Source organism: Brevundimonas sp., assembly GCF_016463485.1.
Lineage (GTDB): Bacteria > Pseudomonadota > Alphaproteobacteria > Caulobacterales > Caulobacteraceae > Brevundimonas.
The window spans coordinates 35,376-54,947 of sequence record NZ_JAEMRD010000001.1 but is presented as its reverse complement, the minus strand read 5'-3'; the positions used below and the strand labels follow the sequence as shown (position 1 = coordinate 54,947).

The window sequence follows — 19,572 nt, the reverse complement described above, 5'->3', positions numbered from 1 at the left end:
TCGCGGGGCGGAGGTTTGACAGGCCTCGGAGCGGCGCTCTAGCCCTTCGATTGCGCGGCACGAGAGGTCGCTCTGACGATCCCCCAGGAGAATGACGCCATGGGCGCCGAAGCGTTTAGCGCAGCCGACTACGACCCTTTCTCGCCGGCGGTGATGAACGACCCCCTGCCCTTCTACAAGACTCTGCGCCGCGACCATCCGGTGCTCTATATGGAAAAGTACGACGGCTTCTTCTTCTCGCGTTTCGAGGACGTCCTCGAGCTTCTCAGCCACGTCGACAACAGCTTCCTCCAGAGCGAGGGTTCCCTGCCGACGCCAGCCGTACTGTCCGCCCACAACGCCGCAGCCTTGCCGCCTCCTGTCACGGATCCTTTTCCGATCTCCATGCGAATGGGTCTACCCGTCCATGGCGAGGTCCGTCGCGCCCATGTCCGCCCGATGATGCCACGGCACGTCGCAGGACTGACCGATTTCGTCCGTGATCTCGCCAACGAACAGCTGGACCTGCTGCTCCCGCAAAAAACCTTCAATCTCAGCCGCGACTATGGCGGCATCGTCTCGGCCAGCGTCCTTTGCAACCTGATGGGAATGCCGCTGGAACTGGCGGGCGAAGCGCTCGCCATCATCAACTCCGGTACTCGGACGGACCCGGAAAAGGGCGGCTTTGACTCGGCCGCAGTCGCTGCCCAGGCGATCGATTTTTATCTTCCCTATGTCGAGGCGCGTTTCGCCGCCGGGGCCGACGGCAGCGTTCCCATGGTCGACGGCATGATCAACTGGCGTTTCGAGGGTCGGGCGCTGACGCCGCGCGAAGTCGCCGTGCAATTGGTCTGCGCCTTCATCGGCGGCATTGAAACGGTGCCCAAGATCACCGCCCACGGCCTGATGGAACTCCATGCGCGTCCGGAACAGATGGCCGCCGTCCGTGCAGACCTCGAAACCAACGTGCCCAAGGTCGTCGAGGAGATGCTGCGCTACTGCGCACCCGCCCAGTGGTTCATGCGGACTTGCAACACGCCGGTCACTGTCGCAGGCCAGAGCATCCGCCCGGGACAGCGTGTGTTTGCGATGATCGCGTCCGGCCTCCGAGACGAACGCGAGTTCGACCAACCGGATGACTTCCGATGGGACCGTCCGGTTCCCCGCGTCCTGTCGTTCGGTGCCGGAATGCATTTCTGCATCGGCGTTCACCTGGCCAGGATGGAGATCCGCACCATGGTCGACGCCTTCCTGCGGCGTGTGCCGGAGTTTGAATTCGACATGGACAAGGCCGTGCGGCATCCGTCCAGCTTCCAATGGGGCTGGAACGAGCTTTACGTCACCGTCAAATGAGCACAGACATCGAACAAGCGGTACTGGCTGCAGAACGTGCGCGATGCGAGGCGATGCTTGCGAACGACAGCCAGGCGCTGGACACCATCCTCGACGGTCGCCTCCATTTCAGTCACGCCACGGGCGCGGTGGATGACAAGGCCGCCTATCTGGCCAAGATGTCGACGGGGCGGATCACCTATGTCTCGATCGACTGGAGCGAGGATCGTGTGATTCCGCTTGCCGCGAACGCAGCCCTCCTCACGGGACGAATGACGTCTGTCGTCAGTGTCGAAGGGGTCCGGAAACGACTGGACAACAGGGTCATGTCGGCATGGACAAACGACCAAGGCCGATGGCGCGTCGTCGCGTTTCAATCGACGCCTCTGGCCACCTGACCGCGTTCACGACCTTGCTGTGAGCTCCTCTACGCCTTGGTTCAGGGAGCGCCGGCGCTGCCTGAAGGACCGATATCGACGCCGCGGTCAGGCGTTTCATCTTTCCATCGCACCGACCCGGCGGGCCGCTCCAGCATTCGCCGTACACGCGGCGTAGACGTAGGGTCGAGCAGGCTTCGGCTCTGGTCCAGCAGATCGACTCCGGCCCCAACGACCCGCTGACTCAGGTGCAGGTAGTCGTTCCAGGTCGGGCTGTGAAAGCGTTCCGTCCATAAGGTGGGATCTGCGATGTCACGCGACAGCGACCATCCATAGGCTCCGGACGCCTGGCGCGATCGCCGGACGCGCTGCATCGCTTCGTAGAAGGATCGCGCGTTAGCTTGGGGTACGTCGTAGTCGACCATGATGACAATGGGTCCACTCCGCAGCGTCAGATCCAGCAGTACGGTTTGGTCCTCTCGGTTCGCAGGTTCGTTGGCCCCGGCGGTCGCCATCTCCGGTAGCCGTAGAACAAGCCCGACCAGGGTCGATGCGATCATCAGCGCCCCTGCGACCGCGAGGGTTTCCTTGACCCCGACCCGATCTGCCAATTCACCCCATCCCCAGGCGCCCAGGGCCACCCCCCCTGCGATCGTCGCCTGAAAGATGGACAGCGCCCTTCCGGCCACCCAGCGGGGCGCGCCAACCTGGATCGAGATCGTGAACAGCGTCAGGATGCTCGTCCAGGCCGCGCCGGCGATCAATAGAGCCGCCAGGGTGACCGCTTCACTGCGACTGAAGGCAATGCAGATGACCATGGCGCCGACGATCATGGCGACAAGCCGACTCCAGATTTCGGTGGAGAAGCGGGCGCGTATCCACGGCAACAGGACAGCGCCAAGCAGAGCGCCGAGACCAAACGCTCCCAAAAGAACGCCATAGACCGGGGCGCCTCCGCTCAGAAGTTCGCTCGCGATCAGCGGCATCAGAGCTGGAATGACGCCCCCGACGAGCCCGAACACCACCGTGCGAAGGATGAAGATGCGGTGGGAGGGCGAGTAGCGAATGAATCGGATGCCCGACACCATGGCGCGCCAGAAGGTTTCCGGCCCCAGGCGAGGCGGTTCCTGTCGCCGTTTCCACACAAGCAGCACGGCCAGCATCGGCAGATAGAAAACCGCATTGACCGCAAAGGCGCCGATGGCCCCGACCGAGGCGACGATCACGCCCCCGATCGCGGGCCCGAAACTGCGCGCCACATTGTAACTCATCCCGGCCAGAGCCACGGCCGACGGAAGGGCTTCGGGGGGAACCTGCTCGCTGACGGACGCCTGCCAGGCGGGCCCGAACAAGGCCATCCCGGAACCGACAACGAAGCAGAAGGCGAGCAGTGTTAGCGGCGTCAGAAGGCCCATAGCCGTGACGACGCAAAGACCGACCGCTCCGACCAATGCTACAATCAGGGCGACGATGCAGACGATGCGCCGATCGAACATATCCGAGATCGCGCCTGCCGGCAGGGCGATCAGCATGAGGGGAAACATCAGGGCAGTCTGGACCAGGGCCACCATGGTGACGTCATCCGTCAGCCGGCTCATGCTCCAGGCGGCCCCGACCCCCTGGATCAGGATGCCGAAATTCGACAGCAGGCTGGCGAGCCAGATGCGTCGAAAGACCGGCACGCCCAAGGGGGCCAGAAGGCTTTGTGATTTGTCCGCTTCGGTCATGAACGGCTTTCGGCAAAGTAGACGGCTTGTCTTGCCGGAAGGGTCAGGGCCCTAGGCGTTTCGATCCGCGAGGATGAAGTCCGCCGCTCGCAGACCGATCACCATGGCGGGCCCATTGGTATTTCCGGATATCAACGTCGGCATGATGGAGGTGTCGGCGACCCGCAACCCCTGGACACCGCGCACGCGCAACTGAGGATCGACCACCGAGCGCGGATCGGCGCCCATCCGCGCCGTACCTGCGCTGTGGAAACAGGTTCCCCCCAGGGCCATGGCGTTGGCGAGGATGTCGTCGTCGGTCTTGACCAGGCCCGCTGGATATATCTCGTCGATGACCCAGTCCTTCAGTGCCGGCTGAGCGGCCATGCGTCGAAGCCAGTGAAAGGCGGCGACAAAGGTCTTTCGATCGATCTCCGCGCTGAGGTGGCGCATATTGACCGACAATGGCGCATCCGGATCGGCCGACTGGATCCGCACCTCGCCCTGACTTTGCGGCCTGGTAAAATAGGCCAGGAGGGTGATGCCGGGATAAGGATCGAGGGCGATGTCCTCATCCTTGCCGTTGCTGCCTGCGGAGACCGTCATCAATCCGAACTGAAGGTCGGAATGGTCCAGTGTCGGGTCCGACTTCGCAAAGCCGCCGACCTCGTGCGCCGCATGGGTCATCGGTCCCTTCTTCAGGAACAGATATTTGAGCATCGACCAGACGGCGGCCAGACCGCCCAATTGCGGATTCTGGCTGCCACTTTTCACTCTCAGGCGCAGATCGACGTGGCGATGTTCCCGCAGATTGGCTCCGACGTCAGGAGAATCGACCACGACTTCGATACCAACCGACTTGAGGAGCTCAGCAGGACCGATTCCCGAGAGTTGCAGTAGTTTGGGTGTCTGGAACGCGCCGGCGGCGAGGATGATCTCGCTGGTGGCATCCACGCGCCGTTCCCCTGCGGAATCGCGAACCTGGACAGCCACAGCCCGGTCACCTTCGAAAAGAACGCGGAGAACATCCGTCTCGGTGGCCACCGTCAGGTTCGAACGCTTTCGCGCCGGCTCGAGGAAAGCCCGCGCCGCACTAAATCGTTGGCCGCCGAACCGGGTTGTGGGCTGATAGCCTATGCCGCCGGCCCGGACCGCTTCGACATCGTTCACATCGACGACGCGAGGCACGCCCATCTGGGTTCCGGCCTCGATAATCGCCTCGAACAGCGGCTCTCCCTTGGGATGGGTCGTGATGCGCAGCGGGCCGCCTGTCCCCCGCCAGGGCCCCTTCCCCAGGTCGTGATCCTCGAGCTCGACGAATTTGGGCCCGATGTCTTTCCAGCCCCAGCCGTCACATCCCGCTGCAGCCCAGCCGTCGTAATCGCTCGGAGCGCCACGCATATAGACCATGCCGTTGACCGAACTCGATCCGCCCAGCGTCCGGCCCCGGTACCATCGTTCGGTCGGTCCGTTGCCGCCCGTCTGGACCTGATACTCCCAGATCACCTTGCTGCCGGGATTCAGGATCAATCCCAGCCCGCGGGGCATATGGATCATGGCGTTCTTGTCGACAGGCCCGCTCTCGATCAGAAGCACTGTGTTGGACGCGTCTTCGGACAGTCGATTTGCCAGGGCACAACCTGCCGATCCGGCCCCGACGATGATATAGTCGTACCGATCCGTCACCGGCTGCCTCCGCGGTCAATTGGACTTTCGCTGTACCACCCCGAGCATCGCGCGCGAGAAGTCCGTCACAGAACATCGTGGCGATGATATCGACGACCGCCGCCTCGCGCCTCCGACCAAACCGACTAGCTAGACGCAGGCAGAGCAGGGTTGAACATATGCGGGTCGCGTGGATCGGGCTGGGAGCGATGGGCAGGCCGATGGCGCTCGCTGCGGCAAAGGCCGGCCATAGTGTCAGGGGCTATGCAAGACGCCCGGCCGAATTGGCTGAGATTGTGAGCGCCGGCATTCCGGTCACAGACAATCTGTTCGAGACGGCCGCCTATGCCGAAGTGGCCTGCGTCACCCTGTTCTCGGAAGTCCAGGTCCGCGAGGTCGTCATTGACGGCGGTGTGCTGTCGGCCCTTCCGACCGGCTCCGTCCTGGTTTTGCACAGCACCGTGAGTCCTGACTTTGCGCAGGAGGTCGCCGCGCTGCGTGGCGACATCGCCGTACTTGACGCCGGGTTCAGCGGAGGGCCCGATGAGGCCGCCACCGGTCAGCTTACGCTGATGGTCGGCGGAGATGCTGAGGCTCTTGAACGCTCGCGATCCGTTCTGACAAGCTATGGCGACCACATCGCCCATCTCGGGCCCGTCGGTGCAGGCATGACTCTCAAGGTCATCAACAATCTTATGTTCGCGGCCAATATCGCCATCGCCCGGGATGCCCTGCGTCTCGTGGATCGCCAGGGCCTGGACCTCGGCACCGCCGTCGAGACCCTGGGTCGAGGAAGCGCAGGCAGCATGGCGTTGCGGCTTCTTGGGCGGGGCGGCCAGCCCGAAGCCACGCTCGATGCCATCCGACATTATCTCGAAAAAGACGTCGCCATCGCCCGGGATGGCGCGCGAGGCTTGCCGCTCGGCGCCCTCGACGGCGCGACCTCGGAGTTCGTGAAATGATCAAATCCGTCGAGGTCGTGCGCGCATTCGACGCCGATAACCACCTGGGCGAGACCCCGGTCTGGTCGGTCGGCGAACAGGCCCTGTGGTGGGTAAACTGCGAGCAGCCCGCCGAAATCCATCGCTGGTCGCCGGACACGGGCGCACATGACATCTGGCCGATGCCAAAACGGATCGGTGGCTTTGTCTTCAAGTCTTCCGGCGGCCTGCTCGTCGCTCTGAGCGATGGCCTGTACGACTTCGAGCCTGGCTCTGGTGCCCTGTCGCTGCGCGTCGCATCGCCGCTGCCCCCTCATGTCGGCCTGCATGAATGCCAGTGCGACCGGCAGGGCCGACTGTGGACCGGCGGCTTCGATCACCACTACCCAGCGGATCGATCGGCCTCCGACGCTGGTTACTTCAGGCTCGACGGCGACCGCCTCGTTCCAGTCGTCCCGGACGTTGCAGTCGCCAACGGCCTTGCGATCAGCCCGGATGGACTCACGTTGTACGCCCACCCGTCGCCGAGGCGCGAGATCGACGCCTTCGACCTTGATCCCGCTACGGGAGGGCTGTCCAATCGCCGCACCTTCCTGACCCTGGAGCCCGGGTTCGGCTTCATCGACGGCGCGACCGTCGATACGGACGGCGGCTACTGGCTGGCAGTCGTCGGCGCGGGTGCCCTGCGACGCTACACACCGGACGGAGCCCTGGATCTTGAGATCCCGCTGCCCTTCTCAAATCCGACCAAGCCTGCGTTCGGCGGTCCCGACATGAGGACCCTCTACGTCACCTCCACCAAACTTCGGATCGGCGAGGAGGGCCGTCAGGCGAACGGCGGCATCTTCGCATTGCGGCCAGGCTATGCAGGCGTGCCAGACGCATATTTCGCCGGCTGACAGATATCGCTCGGGCGGGCATTTCGCCGCCGATCATTGCCAACCTCGATTAATGTACCTCAGCTGTTGCATTAATCTTGAACGCCTCCTTAGGAAGGGAGGCTACGAGGGAATAGGGGTCTATGGCTGAACTTCGCCTTGCGCGTTCTGGAGCACAGTATGTTCCTCGCGCCTGACGGCCATGAAATCGAGATCGCGGATGCGGCTGCGACCTTCCTCGCGGAGGCGATGCCGATTGCACGCCTGCACGGCGCCGCCCCCCAATCGAGCGCGGCCCTGCGGCTCACGGTCGGCGAGATGGGCTGGTTCGCCCTGGCGCTGTCGGAAGAGATGTCCGGAAGCGGTCTTTCGCCCGTGGAGTTCGCACTGTTCTTCCGGGAGGTCGGACGTCAATGCGGTCCCGTTGACGTGCTCGCCCAAAGTCTGGCCGTGCTCCTGGACATGGACGATACCGCACGCGCCGATCTGCTTTCAGGCAGGACCGGTGTCGTGCTCGCGGTCGGTCAAGGCCTGCGTCTCCTCGGCTCTCCTGACGCGGTCTATGCCCTGGACGTTTCTCCAACCGGATCGCGTCTTCTCCATCTGGGCGAGACGGAAGCGGCCGAACGGCCGTCCCTGGACCCAGCGACCCCCATGCGATCGATCACGAGCCTGCCGACGACCGCCGTAGCCACCGCCTCAGGCGAACATGTCTGGCGAATGGGCCAGTTGGGCGTGGCGGCGATGCTCATCGGCCTGGCCGAAGCGGCCCTGGACCAGATCGTCGCCTACGCGAAGGTCCGCGAGACGTTCGGGCGCAAAATTGGGTCGTACCAGGCGGTTCGCCATCCGTGTGCCGACATGGCCCTGCGCGTCGAAGCGGCCCGGTCGCAACTCTGGTACGCCGCAACGGCCCTGAAGGAGGGACGCGGGGATGCCGGCGTGCACCTCGACGCGGCCAAACACCTCGCCAACCAGGCTGCGGTGGCCAACGCCGACACCAATATCCAGCTTCATGGCGGTATCGGCGTGACTGAAGAGCACACGGCCCACCTTTACCTTAAGCATGCCCTGCTGTTGGCCAAGCTGTTTGGCGCCAAACGTCCCTTGCTGGCCAACCTGCTTCACGCCCAGGCAGAGGTTTAAAGCATGGACCTTCAATACTCCGAAGCCGACCGTGAATTCCGCGAACGCGCGCGAGACTGGCTCGTGGACGCCGTGCCGAAACAGCCACGCCCGGCTCATGGCGCGGAAGCAGCCAGCTTCGACCGCGCCTGGCAGCGCAAGATGTATGAACATGGCTGGGCGGGGGTTGCCTGGCCAAAGGAATACGGGGGCCTGGGTCTCACCGGCTTGCAGCAGGTCATCTGGTACGAGGAACTCGCCCGCGCCCGCGCGCCTCACTACATCAACACCACCTACATCGCCCTGATGCACGCCGGGCCGACCCTGATCGCGCGCGGCACCGACGCGCAGAAGGCCTTCCATCTGCCCAAGATCCTCTCGGGCGAGGCGCTCTGGTGTCAGGGCTTCTCGGAGCCCAATGCCGGCTCAGACCTGGCCTCGCTCAAGACGCGGGGCGACGTCGGCAATGACGAGATCGTTGTTAACGGTGCCAAGATGTGGACGACCGACGCGAAGTACGCGGATTATCAGGAACTGCTGATCCGCACAGATCCCGCGTCAGAAAGGCACAAGGGGCTGACCTGGCTGATCGGCGACATGAAGGCGCCCGGCATCGACATTAAGCCGATCCGCACCATGCTGATGGACGAACACGTCAACACCGTCTTCTACGACAACGTCCACATCCCGCTGGCCAACGTCGTCGGCGAGGTCGACAAGGGCTGGTCGACGGCCCTGTCCACCCTGTCCTTCGAACGCGGCCTGGGCTTCATCGGTGATCAGCTCGAACTCTATGAACGAGTCGGACGGGCGATCGACCTGGCCGGCAAGACTCGCCTCGAGGACGGCCGCTTCGCCATCGAAGATGACGGCATCGCCCAGCGCCTGGCCAGCTTGAAAGCTGATTCTCTGGCCATACGCGCCATGACCCTGGCCCATATCACTGAGAGCGACCGCACCGGCGATCCCGGCCCGAAGGGCTCGCTGATGAAGCTGCTCGTCACTGGCACCCACAAGGCGCTGAGCGAGACGGTCGGCGAGATCCTCGGCTGGTCCTTCCTCGAGTTCAACGGTGACCGGACCGAGCACCCGTGGACCTATGATTATCTGTGGAGCTGGGTTTTCTCCATCTCGGGCGGCACCAGCGAGATCCAGCGCGAGATCACGGCGGATCGTCTCCTCGAACTGCCCCGAGCGCGATAGGGAGCCCTGCCATGTCCAATGCCCTCCAGCTTGTCCTGTCGAACCCCACGCCCGGCATGGAGGCCGAGTTCGACGAATGGTATGGCGGCAGCCACCTGATCCACGGCGTCGAAACACCCGGCGTCCTGTCGGGCCAGCGGTTTCGCCGGGCCGGCGGGCCGTGGCCTTCCGGCGTCCACGACTATCTGATGATCTGGGAACTCGACGATCCGGCCTTCACGTTGGCCGAACTGGCCAAGGTCAAGGGGTCAGCCGAGATGCCGATCAGTCCCGCCATCAATATGGACACGGTCCAGCCTCCGACCATGTGGCGTCGCGCGGAGGTGCGCAGCGCGGCTCGCTCGACGACGGATTCGACCTCGCTCCACACGATCGTTTTCGGGCTCTACAATGCGGCCGAGGGCCAGACCGAGGCCTTTGCGGAATCCCTTCTGCATGGCGGTCTGGCTCGACTGGCCGATTTGCCGGGCGTCCGCGCGGCACAGTACCTGACGCTCGCCGACGAGCAGATCCGGGGCAACTGCCGCAAATACCCCCACGGCCTCGTCATCGAACTGGACGACGAGCAGCAGGGCCTGACCAGCCTGAGCGACTCCCTAGCCGCCCTGCCCCACGCCGACCCCGATCGCTGGATGGCCATCGTTTTCCGTCCGCTCGACAAGCGTATGACCAAACAGGATGCAGAACGGCTGACCCACCCATGAGCCTGCTGAAGATCGATCCCAGCGGCTGGAGCATTCGCTGGCCGCAAGCACAGGCCGACCGCTATCTGAGCGAAGGGGCCTGGCGATCGACGACCCTGATCGACGCCGCGCGCGCTGCCGTTGCCGAGGAACCGTCCCGTACCCTTCTGATCGAGGGTGACAACCGCCTGACGCGTGGCCAAGCCTGGGACCAGGCGCTGCGGGTCGCCGGCTTCTTTATGTCACGGGGCCTGAGACCCGGTGACGTCGTCGCCTTCCAGCTTCCCAACTGGACAGAGGCCGCCGTTCTGGCTCTGGCCGCGCGGATGACCGGGATCGTCATAAACCCCATTCCGCCGATCTACCGCGAGTCAGAGCTCGGATACATTCTGGCGGACTGCGGCGCGAAGTTGATCTTCATCCCCGCCGTGTTCCGCAGGCACGATCACCGCCAGATGCTCGGTGCGCTGCGCGAACCCCTCCCCGCGCTGGAGGATGTCATCGTGGTGCGCGGCACCGGAGACCTGACCTGGGATGAGGTCGTGTCCCACGCTCCGGCCGCAGAGGCGGACCTGCCCGTCGTTAATCCCGCGTCCGTCATGATGGTGATGTACACCTCGGGCACGACGGGCAAGCCCAAAGGCGTGCTGCACATCCACCATGGGTTCGATCACCGCGTGCGATCAATGGGCGAGGCCTGGGGCATTGGTCCCGACGACGTGGTCTTCATGCCCTCCCCGATCAGCCACATCACCGGGGCCTTCTGGGCCTTCGACATGCCTTGGGTGAGGGGTTGCCAAAGCGTCCTGCTCGACGTCTGGGGTGCCGATGACGGCCTTAAATGCATCGAGACCAACCGCTGCACAGTGACCGGCGGTGCCACGCCCTTCCTGCAACAGCTGCTGGATACGGCCAGGTCACGACCCAAGGCCGTTGAATCCCTGAGGCTGTTCTTCTGCGGAGGCACGACGGTCTCGCCGGGGCTGATCCGCGAGGCCAGCGACGCCTTTCCCGGATGCCTGATGTTCCGGGTCTATGGCTCGACTGAGATGACCTGCGCCACCCTCGGCATCCGGGACAAGAGCCTGGCCGATCTGGGGGCCGAGACCGACGGCGAAATCCTCTATCCGACCGAAATCCGCATCGTCGATCCGGCCGGAAATGATCCGGTGCCCGATGGCGAGGAAGGAGAAATCCTCGCGCGCGGCCCCGGCCTCTTCGTCGGCTATCTGCATCCCGCCGATAACGAAGGCCAGTTCGACGACGAGGGCTTCTTCCGGATGGGCGACCTCGGCCGCCGGATGCATGGCGACTATCTCGTCATCACAGGGCGCAAGAAGGACATCATCATCCGATCGGGCGAGAACATCAGCCCCAAGGAGGTCGAAGACCTACTCTACACCCATCCCGGCATCGCCGAGGTCGCCATCGTCGCCATGCCCAGCATCAAGACAGGCGAAAAGGGCTGTGCCTTCGTGATCCCCAGGGAAGACTGGAACTTAGACATGGCCGACATCAGCCGATTCCTGTCCGGCGCCGGTCTCGCACGACAGAAGTTTCCGGAGCATCTCGTGCTCGTGGACGACCTGCCGCGCGTGCCGTCCGGCAAGGTCAAGAAGGACGTCCTGCGCCTGCGCGCAGCCGAGATCGCAAAGGAACTCGAAACATGACCGAAGCCCTGATCCGCTACGAAAACCCGGCTCCCGGCGTCGCCCGCATCGTTCTGGCCCGCGCCGACAAGATGAACGCGATCAATCCGACAATGATCTTCCAGATCGACGCCGCCTTTGGTCGCGCCCTCGCGGACGACAGCGTCAAGGTCATCATCCTGGCCGCCGACGGCAAGCATTTCTCGGCCGGGCACGACATCGCCGAGACGGTCGAGATGTACCAGGCCGATATGCAGGAGCGCAGCCCGCGCATCAGCGGCTGGAGCGGCTTCAACGAGCCCGGGACCCACGGCTGGTACGCCTCCGAAAAGGAAGGCTACCTCGAGACGGCCCGGCGCTGGCGCAATATCTCCAAGCCCACGATTTGCGCGGTCCAGGGCAAATGCATCGCCGGGGCCCTGATCTTCGCCTGGGTCTGCGACATCATCATCGCATCAAACGATGCCCTTTTCTCGGACCCTGTCGTCAATTTCGGCGTCTCCGGCGTGGAATGGTTCGGCCACCCGTGGGAACTAGGCGCGCGCAAAGCCAAGGAGTTCCTCTTCACCGCCGACGCCTGGACGGCCGACGAGGCGCATCGGCTCGGCATGGTGAACCACGTCGTCGAACGCGACGCCCTGCCTGACTTCGCACTCGACATGGCCAGGAAGATCGCCCTCAAGCCCAGCTTCGCCCTGAAGCTGGCCAAGGAAGCGGTCAACAAGACCCTGGACACCCAGGGCCAGGCCAACGCCATCGACGCCGCATTCTCGCTCCACCACCTCTGCCATACGCAGAACTTCCGCCTGTTCGGCTGGGGCATGGACCCGACGAACGTCCCGAAACTTGCAACCGTCCCGAAGCAGCCTGAAGGATAGGTATCGTGCGGCCGGACTGTCAGGCCGGTGGACCGTTAGGCCATGTCTTCCTCGGCGACGACAGGTCGACTTTCCCGGGTCGCACGCATGGTCCCGGGGCCCTGATCTTCGCCTGGGTCTGCGACATCATCATCGCATCAAACGATGCCCTTTTCTCGGACCCTGTCGTCAATTTCGGCGTCTCCGGCGTGGAATGGTTCGGCCACCCGTGGGAACTAGGCGCGCGCAAAGCCAAGGAGTTCCTCTTCACCGCCGACGCCTGGACGGCCGACGAGGCGCATCGGCTCGGCATGGTGAACCACGTCGTCGAACGCGACGCCCTGCCTGACTTCGCACTCGACATGGCCAGGAAGATCGCCCTCAAGCCCAGCTTCGCCCTGAAGCTGGCCAAGGAAGCGGTCAACAAGACCCTGGACACCCAGGGCCAGGCCAACGCCATCGACGCCGCATTCTCGCTCCACCACCTCTGCCATACGCAGAACTTCCGCCTGTTCGGCTGGGGCATGGACCCGACGAACGTCCCGAAACTTGCAACCGTCCCGAAGCAGCCTGAAGGATAGGTATCGTGCGGCCGGACTGTCAGGCCGGTGGACCGTTAGGCCATGTCTTCCTCGGCGACGACAGGTCGACTTTCCCGGGTCGCACGCATGGTCCCGCCCGGATCACTCGCGTCGTGAAGAAGCACATGCTCGGGGTGGACTTCGACCAGCGTCCCGACGAATGGCATTCCGGAAAGCGATCCGGTGACGCGGTAGCTGACGCAGTCTCCGGCCTGGAACGTCGTCGCATCGAAGTTGAAGCTGAAGGGGCAGGCCTCGGCCATCACGACGCGGTCGCCTTCCCGTCCAGAAGATCGCCTACCGCCTGAGCCATCGCCCGTGCGCCTTCGAGCGTGGGATGGAACGGCGTGTTCTTGGCGTCCACCCAGCCATTCACCCACGGCTCAGCGCTGCAGGCGTGGTGAGCGGCGCCAAGGGCCTGCATATCGATAACGTCGACGCCGGCGTCAGAGCCCGCCTGTCTGGTGACCGCCGCCAACCGGTCTCCGACCTCCCGCATTGCATCCACCTCGGTCTGGGGCAGCTGAAGCGTGGGGCAGGCATCACCGGGTGGCACAATCTGGGGATAGGTCAGCACGACGATACGGGCGCGCGGCGCGCGACGCCGTATCTCGCGAAAGGTCGAGACCAGGTCATCGTGGACCTTGGCGTAGTCACGGTCCCCTTCCGCCTTCGGGCCTGACCAGATCCGCCCCATGAACCAGCCTGCAATGGATTTCGAGCGGCTGCCGGCACCCAGAGCCAGATCCCCGACATAGCTGATGTCATTCCCTCCCGCCGTCAGGGTCACGAGTTCCGTCTGAGGACCGACCGCATCGATCTGGGGCCCCAGAAATACCTGTCCGCCCTGAAGCACGTGGGTCGCCGTCGCCCCCGAACAGGTCATGTCGACCAGCTCGAGGTTCCTCAATCGCGCAAGCTGGGCCGGATAGCCGCTGTCGCTGCGCTGACAGACGATCGGTGAACCCTTGATCCTGTTACCCAGGCCAATGCCGGCGGCGAACGAACTGCCGAGCGCGACGTACTGGGGCTTTCCTTGCGGCTTCTGCTTGGCCTCGACGAAGAGCACGCCGACGGCGACCAGCCCGACGAGAATGAGCAAGCTGGCAAGGCTGCCGATCACTATCACCGTCCAGCGCAGGATGTTCATCACCCACCCATCATGGATTTGACGAAGGCCGTCGCACCGCCGTCGACCTTCAGATCGCATCCGGTGATGTAGCTCGCCTGATCGCTCGCAAGGAACCAGGCCGCGGCGGCGATATCCGTGGCGACCCCGGCGCGACCCGCCGGCGCCATGTCGGCCATCTGCGCAGCGCCAGCAGTCTTTTCCATCTCCTGGCGACCCATCGGTGTGAGGATCATGCCGGGCGAGATGCTGACGATGCGGGCACCTCGTTGGCCCCACGCCCCCGCCCGGCGCTCGCAGATCGCAAGTGTCGCCCGCTTGCTCATTGTGTAGCTGATACCCGACGTCCCGCCGGCCATGGGTCCCATCTGTTCGACGAAGGGCTGGATCAGGTCCAGGAAGGCGGGGGCGAGCGGGTCCTTCATCAGTGCATCGATTTCTGGCACTGCAGCCATCATGTGACCGGCGACCGAGGCGATCACGATGCCGACCGAGCCGGGTACCAGCACAGGTTCGATCGCGTTGAGCAGCTTCTCCGTTGCGATCAGGTTGACGCTCATGATGGCGCGCCAATCGGCCAGCGCAGGCGACAGCCCTGCGGTGTGCAGCAGGGTGAAGGGCGCATCTCCCGAAACCTCGCTGACCAGAGCGGCCAGAACCTCGTCGTCCGACAGATCTCCGGCCAGACTCGCAGCGACCGTGTAACCGTCGCGTTTCAGCTCTTCGGCAAACCCGTCGAGGGCCGTCGCGACGACGTCCGTCAGTACGAGATCGTGCGTCGCACCGAACAGGCGAGCGCAGGCTCGCCCCATCCCGCCAGCGGCGCCTGTAACCAAAACCTTGCGTCGTGCTGCCTGCGCCATGTCTATTCCCTGAAAGCCTGGTCTGAGTTTGTGGCGATCATTGCCAGGAGAAGCCGCCATCCACCGGAAGATGCGCGCCGGTCGTGAAGCCGGAATCCGACGACGAGAAGAACAGCGCGGCCCGCGCCACGTCCTCGGTCAGGCCGAGCCGCTTCAGCGCCACGCGCTCCGCGGCACGGGCCGTATGATCCGGGTTCTCCCAGAGGTAGCGCGTCATTTCGGTCTGAATGACGCCAGGACATATCGCATTGGCGCGAATGTCTGGCCCGAGGTCGAACCCGAGGCAGCGCGTCAGCATCAGAAGTCCGGCCTTGCTCGCTGAATAGCCCGCCGTGCCCGCCATCGGCATCAGGGCGCTGATCGAAGCGATGTTGACGATGGTCGCGGACGGGCTGGCCTGCAGAAAGGGCAGTGCGGCGTGAACGACATTGTAGGGGCCTGTCAGATTGACCGCGATCATCCGGTCAAAGCTTTCAGGGAGAAGCTGCTCGAAAGGTTTGATGTCGAGAATTCCGGCGGCGTTGACGACACCATCCAGGCCGCCGAGTTGTTCGGCTGCAGCCTGAACGGTCTCGTTGACCTGCGCCCTGTCCGTAACGTCGCAGCCGAACCCCGCCACGCCGAGTTCGCTCGCGACGGCGGTGGTGCCATTGACGTTACGATCGACGGCCGCCACCGCGGCACCTTCCTGAACAAAGAGTTCAGCGATGGCGCGTCCCATCCCACTGGCGGCGCCTGTCACCAGAACCCGCCTGCCTGTCAGCTTTCCTGCCATACGCACGGTCCCCCAGGGTGTTGTTTGACTAGCCCGATTTCCACGGTTGTCGAGACCGGGTCCGTGCCCTCGATCGACCATCGTCGCGGCGATGTCCTAACCGCCGACCTTGGCGAGGGAGGCTCCGATGTGGCGCACGAACCGGGCGGCGTCGGCCCCGTTGATGACCCGGTGATCGTAACTCAACGACAGGGGAAGGATCTGGCGAGGCACAAACGCGTGCCCGTCCCAGACCGGCCGTGTCTGGATGCCCGTCGCACCGAGAATCGCAACCTCAGGCGCATTGATGATCGGCGTGAAGTAGGTCCCGCCGATGCCGCCCAAAGACGAGATCGATATGCAGCCGCCCGACATCCTGTCCATGGACAGACCCTTGGTGCGCGCCAGCAAGGAAACATCTTTCAGCTCAGCCGAAAGCTGCCCGACATCCTTCTGGTCGCAGTCCCGCAAGACCGGGACAAGAAGTCCCAGCGGTCCATCGACAGCGATGCCTATGTGAAAGTAGTCCTTGAGGATCAGCGATCCACCATCCGGCGCCACGGAGGAGTTGAAATGTGGAAACGCCTTGAGCGCATGCACGACCGCCTTGATCAGAAAGACCAGGGGCGAAACCTTCTGATCCGGCGTCAGGCTTCTGCGATAGGCCTCGAGTTCCGTAACATCCACGTCGTCACAGTGGGTAACGTGCGGAATGGTTGTGAAGTTCGTCGTCATGGTCTTGGCGACGAACTTCTGGACTCGCGTCCGGTCGACGATGCGAACCGGCCCGAAGGACGCAAAGTAATCTTCGGCAGAGGTGTCAGTCATGATTTTCCAGTGTGATCACGCGCCGCCGCGATGGGCCGGACCACGGCGGGATCGTCTCTGCCGCTCCGTCGCCCAAGGTCAGACTGCGCGGGCGAAGGGCGCGAAGTCGTTGGACAGGTCACGCATGGCGTTGGGCGAGAATTGACTGACGCCATAACGCAAAGTCTCAAGCAGGGCCTCGGTCCCGATTGTCGAGCCCTCAGGATAGATCACGCCCAGCGCAAGCGGACGCTCGCCAGCCGAGACCGGCACGAGCGCGGTCGTCGCTTGAGCGCCGGAGACAAACCCTGCCTGGCCGACGGCATGGCCCTGCTGACGATAGGTTGCAGCGCGCTCGCAGTATTCGGCGTGGACAAATTTCTGATCCTGCGCAGCCTCGGAATTCAGGCGCCAGAGCGTTTTCTTCGTCTGCTCCTGGCCGAGCGTCGAAAGAAGAAGCAACCCGGCCGCGCTGGCGTACAGGACCTCGGAGTCACCCTGCTCAAGCGCGACAGCACCATCGTCGGCGCCGTTTGAGACGCGGAAAACCTGGGTGTGCGTTCCGACCATGCCGAACAGGGCCACGGTTTGACGGGTCGATTGGGCCAGACGGTCCATGTAGGTGTAGAGGCGACCATCGCGAATGAATTCGGGCTGGGCTGCACCGCCCAATGTCGCCAGACGTGGGGTCGGCAGGTAGGAGCGGGTCATGGGGTCTTTGTACAGAAGGCCCATCTCGACCAGACTGGCCAGCAGTTCTGACGTGCTCGACTGCGGCCGACCATAGCGACGCACGATGTCCATGACCGTCGCGCTTTTGTTGGTCGTCCCGAAATAGTCGAAAACCTCGATCACGCGCTTGGCGATCTTGGTGCGATTGGAATCCAGTCCCGTGGCCATCCGTCGTCTCCCTGGGTTTGTGTTCTTATCTTTTCCCCAGACTATCCGCCGACATCCGCGACTCGTCAACAAAAAATGAGACAGCCTCCGTTTTTCTCTTATGGCATTGAATCCACGCACTTATATAGTTCTAATGATCGAAGCGTGCCTCCCGGCCCGCAAGTCTAATGCAATGCTCTCGAGTCGTTCGTATATTCGGCTAGCCGCGTCAGACTTCGGGCAGCCGAGTTCATTGATGAGTGATGATGCCGTCGTAGCCGGGCGGAAGGTCAAAACTCAGCGCGCGATCCGCCAAGGGTACCGCGCCCTCCCTGCTCAGATCCCTGGGTACGTCAGGACGCCGAACTGCGTCTTGAGCCTGCTCGGGCTGAAAAGTGAAACAAGCCCCGGTGGGGAAGGTCGTCGCCGAAAGGCCCTCGGGGATATCCATCGCCCTGCCATAGGCCATGATGGCGGCCCATCGAAGTATCCGGGCGCCCTCGCGTCGGTCACCGTCGAGCGTCGAAATCCACTCCCCGAGTTTGCTGAGACTGAGCCCTGCCAGATCGGACGGCGCGACAAACAGATCATTCTCCTGCCTCCAGGAAAACATCAACGCCCCATTTCGCACGAGTTCTGCGACACGCCGCCCATCGACCGGATCCGACACCGTGACATCGTAGGCGATCGCAGACGTCTCCGTCGCGTGCGCAGCCGCAAACAGGGCGAGATCATGAAGGTGCGTACAGTTGTGTGTTCGCTCTCCCTGCCGGGCCAACTGGTCGAGCGCCGCCCCCTCCAAGGTTTGGCTCAACTGGGCAATCGCGCCCCGACAGGTCGTCCAGGGCCAACGCTTCATGTCGCTTGCGACATCGACGACGATCCCTTCGCGATGGGTCAAGGTGACGACCATCCTGTGCCAGTCATCCTCAAGTTCAGCCGTCACCAGGCCCGGCGAGGGCTCGATCAGAATCCGGCGTCTGAAGGCCGGAACCGCCACGTCAGTCGCGCACCAGCAGGAGGGCGGTCGCCATCGGCCCGCCGCCCGACGTCGCGACCGCGACCCTGGGCTCGCCCTTGACCTGGCGCGCGCCGCCCTGCCCCCTGAGCTGCACGACTGCTTCATGCGCAAAGCCGAAACCGTGCAGACGTCCCGCGCCGATCTGACCCCCAAACGTGTTCAGCGGCAATTCTCCGTCCAGAGCGATCCGCTTTCCGTCGCCGAGGAAATCACCGGCCTCACCTCGCTTGCAAAACCCCAGACCCTCCAGCCAGGTCACAACGTTGAAGCTGAAACCGTCGTAGAGCTGGGCCACGTCGACGTCCTTGGGCTGATAGTCGGTGCGCTTCCAAAGCTCCGCTCCGGTCGGGTAAGCCGCGACCCATTCCGACTGATCCCAGCTATGACGCTCGACCGAATAGGCCATGGCGTCGATCCGGATGGCCGTGCATTTGACGTCGCCCAGAGCGTCGCCCGCTGAAACGATAAGCACGGTCGAGGCGTCGGTGAACCGGTCGCAGTCGTAAAGGCATAGTGGATCCGAGATCATCCTCGCGGACATGTAGTCGTCCAACGTCAGGGGTTCACGGACGAGGGCGCGCGGATTCAGCGCCGCGTGGGCGCGTCCTGTAATGGCGATCTGGGCAAGTTGCTCGCGCTTGAGACCGTATTTCTTGACATGCCGCATCGCATACTGGGCGATCCAGTTGGAAGCCGAATAGGCATTGAACGGTAACAGCCATTCCATCATGCCGTCGATTCGTCCTGGGCCCGGCCGGGGATATTCGTCCGGTCGCGATAGGGCGGCAGCCTCGTAGACCGTGCGGAAACACAGCACGTGGCGCGCCTGGCCGCTCATGACGGCTCCGACGGCCTCGACCACCGCGCCGAGCTGAGAGGTGATCTCAAAGCCGCCGTTGTACCAACGCACATTGAGACGCAGGGACTCAATGACGTCCTCGGTCCCGACCGGCGAATACCCCGGAGGCTGTGCGGCCTTGCCTGGATAGGTCGAAATGCCGTCGATGTCCGCCAGGGTCAGTCCGGCGTCGTCCAGCGCTTCCCGGATGGCGTCGATGGTCAGAAGCAAGGGATGGCGGGCCAGGCGGACCCCAACCTCCGATTGACCGGTTCCGGTGATATAGGCTTCTGGATTTGCCATCG

Annotated in this window: 20 protein-coding genes; 10 read left to right on the top strand and 10 right to left on the bottom strand. The window is 63.8% G+C overall.

All coding sequences use genetic code 11. From position 1 onward, the window contains the following. Positions 1 to 99 precede the first annotated feature (99 nt). Positions 100 to 1,332, top strand: a complete 1,233-nt coding sequence (locus JHC99_RS00295; protein WP_292151469.1) for a cytochrome P450 — start codon at positions 100 to 102, stop codon at positions 1,330 to 1,332. Continuing rightward, positions 1,296 to 1,709 carry a nuclear transport factor 2 family protein gene (locus tag JHC99_RS00290; protein ID WP_292151468.1) on the top strand — a complete coding sequence of 138 codons (414 nt, stop codon included), beginning with the start codon at positions 1,296 to 1,298 and terminating at the stop codon, positions 1,707 to 1,709. Before JHC99_RS00295 ends, JHC99_RS00290 begins: the two co-directional genes overlap by 37 nt. 41 nt (positions 1,710 to 1,750) lie before the next feature. Here JHC99_RS00290 and JHC99_RS00285 read toward each other — a convergent pair whose 3' ends face one another. Further along, complete coding sequence (locus JHC99_RS00285; protein ID WP_292151467.1) at positions 1,751 to 3,415, bottom strand: MFS transporter; 1,665 nt, start codon at positions 3,413 to 3,415, stop codon at positions 1,751 to 1,753. Between the two features lie 51 nt (positions 3,416 to 3,466). Next, entirely contained in the window at positions 3,467 to 5,080 is a 1,614-nt protein-coding gene (locus JHC99_RS00280) for a GMC family oxidoreductase N-terminal domain-containing protein (RefSeq protein WP_292151466.1), read from the bottom strand. An 83-nt stretch (positions 5,081 to 5,163) separates the two neighbouring features. Here JHC99_RS00280 and JHC99_RS00275 point away from each other — a divergent pair, with 83 nt between their 5' ends. From JHC99_RS00275 to JHC99_RS00240, 8 genes are all read left to right on the top strand, one after another. Continuing rightward, complete coding sequence (locus JHC99_RS00275) at positions 5,164 to 6,021, top strand: NAD(P)-dependent oxidoreductase (RefSeq protein ID WP_366927693.1); 858 nt, start codon at positions 5,164 to 5,166, stop codon at positions 6,019 to 6,021. Then, entirely contained in the window at positions 6,018 to 6,899 is an 882-nt protein-coding gene (locus JHC99_RS00270; protein WP_292151464.1) for an SMP-30/gluconolactonase/LRE family protein, read from the top strand. The genes JHC99_RS00275 and JHC99_RS00270 overlap by 4 nt, the downstream gene beginning before the upstream one ends. 159 nt (positions 6,900 to 7,058) lie before the next feature. After that, entirely contained in the window at positions 7,059 to 8,024 is a 966-nt protein-coding gene (locus tag JHC99_RS00265; RefSeq protein ID WP_292151463.1) for an acyl-CoA dehydrogenase, read from the top strand. Between the two features lie 3 nt (positions 8,025 to 8,027). Further along, positions 8,028 to 9,206, top strand: coding sequence for an acyl-CoA dehydrogenase family protein (locus JHC99_RS00260; RefSeq protein WP_292151462.1), 1,179 nt, complete (start codon positions 8,028 to 8,030; stop codon positions 9,204 to 9,206). A gap of 11 nt (positions 9,207 to 9,217) precedes the next feature. Further along, positions 9,218 to 9,910: a hypothetical protein gene (locus JHC99_RS00255; RefSeq protein WP_292151461.1), complete on the top strand. Its 693-nt coding sequence runs from the start codon at positions 9,218 to 9,220 to the stop codon at positions 9,908 to 9,910. Further along, the gene (locus JHC99_RS00250; RefSeq protein ID WP_292151460.1) at positions 9,907 to 11,559 is read left to right on the top strand and encodes an AMP-binding protein; all 1,653 of its coding nucleotides are present in this window, start codon (positions 9,907 to 9,909) and stop codon (positions 11,557 to 11,559) included. The genes JHC99_RS00255 and JHC99_RS00250 overlap by 4 nt, the downstream gene beginning before the upstream one ends. Next, positions 11,556 to 12,416, top strand: a complete 861-nt coding sequence (locus JHC99_RS00245) for an enoyl-CoA hydratase (protein WP_292151459.1) — start codon at positions 11,556 to 11,558, stop codon at positions 12,414 to 12,416. The genes JHC99_RS00250 and JHC99_RS00245 overlap by 4 nt, the downstream gene beginning before the upstream one ends. A 5-nt stretch (positions 12,417 to 12,421) precedes the next feature. Next, positions 12,422 to 12,976, top strand: a complete 555-nt coding sequence (locus JHC99_RS00240; protein WP_292151458.1) for an enoyl-CoA hydratase-related protein — start codon at positions 12,422 to 12,424, stop codon at positions 12,974 to 12,976. 35 nt (positions 12,977 to 13,011) lie between these two features. Here the strand turns inward: JHC99_RS00240 and JHC99_RS00235 are convergent, their stop codons facing one another. The 8 genes from JHC99_RS00235 to JHC99_RS00200 all read right to left on the bottom strand — a co-directional run bounded on the left by JHC99_RS00235 (position 13,012) and on the right by JHC99_RS00200 (position 19,570). Continuing rightward, a complete protein-coding gene (locus JHC99_RS00235; RefSeq protein WP_292151457.1) occupies positions 13,012 to 13,239 on the bottom strand; it encodes a hypothetical protein in 228 nt (75 codons plus the stop codon). After that, a complete protein-coding gene (locus JHC99_RS00230) occupies positions 13,239 to 14,126 on the bottom strand; it encodes an SGNH/GDSL hydrolase family protein (RefSeq protein ID WP_292151456.1) in 888 nt (295 codons plus the stop codon). The genes JHC99_RS00235 and JHC99_RS00230 overlap by 1 nt, the downstream gene beginning before the upstream one ends. Beyond that, positions 14,126 to 14,968 (bottom strand): SDR family oxidoreductase, encoded by an 843-nt coding sequence (locus JHC99_RS00225; protein ID WP_292151455.1) that lies wholly within the window; start codon positions 14,966 to 14,968, stop codon positions 14,126 to 14,128. The genes JHC99_RS00230 and JHC99_RS00225 overlap by 1 nt, the downstream gene beginning before the upstream one ends. 37 nt (positions 14,969 to 15,005) lie before the next feature. Then, positions 15,006 to 15,824 (bottom strand): SDR family NAD(P)-dependent oxidoreductase, encoded by an 819-nt coding sequence (locus JHC99_RS00220; RefSeq protein ID WP_292151454.1) that lies wholly within the window; start codon positions 15,822 to 15,824, stop codon positions 15,006 to 15,008. A 15-nt stretch (positions 15,825 to 15,839) separates the two neighbouring features. Beyond that, positions 15,840 to 16,550, bottom strand: coding sequence for a 2-oxo acid dehydrogenase subunit E2 (locus JHC99_RS00215; protein ID WP_292151453.1), 711 nt, complete (start codon positions 16,548 to 16,550; stop codon positions 15,840 to 15,842). Positions 16,551 to 16,628: 78 nt separating this feature from the next. Continuing rightward, a complete protein-coding gene (locus JHC99_RS00210) occupies positions 16,629 to 17,429 on the bottom strand; it encodes a helix-turn-helix domain-containing protein (RefSeq protein ID WP_292151452.1) in 801 nt (266 codons plus the stop codon). Positions 17,430 to 17,658: 229 nt separating this feature from the next. Continuing rightward, positions 17,659 to 18,408, bottom strand: a complete 750-nt coding sequence (locus tag JHC99_RS00205; protein WP_292151451.1) for a DUF2889 domain-containing protein — start codon at positions 18,406 to 18,408, stop codon at positions 17,659 to 17,661. Position 18,409: 1 nt separating this feature from the next. Further along, positions 18,410 to 19,570, bottom strand: coding sequence for a thiolase family protein (locus JHC99_RS00200; RefSeq protein WP_292151450.1), 1,161 nt, complete (start codon positions 19,568 to 19,570; stop codon positions 18,410 to 18,412). Positions 19,571 to 19,572: the final 2 nt, after the last annotated feature.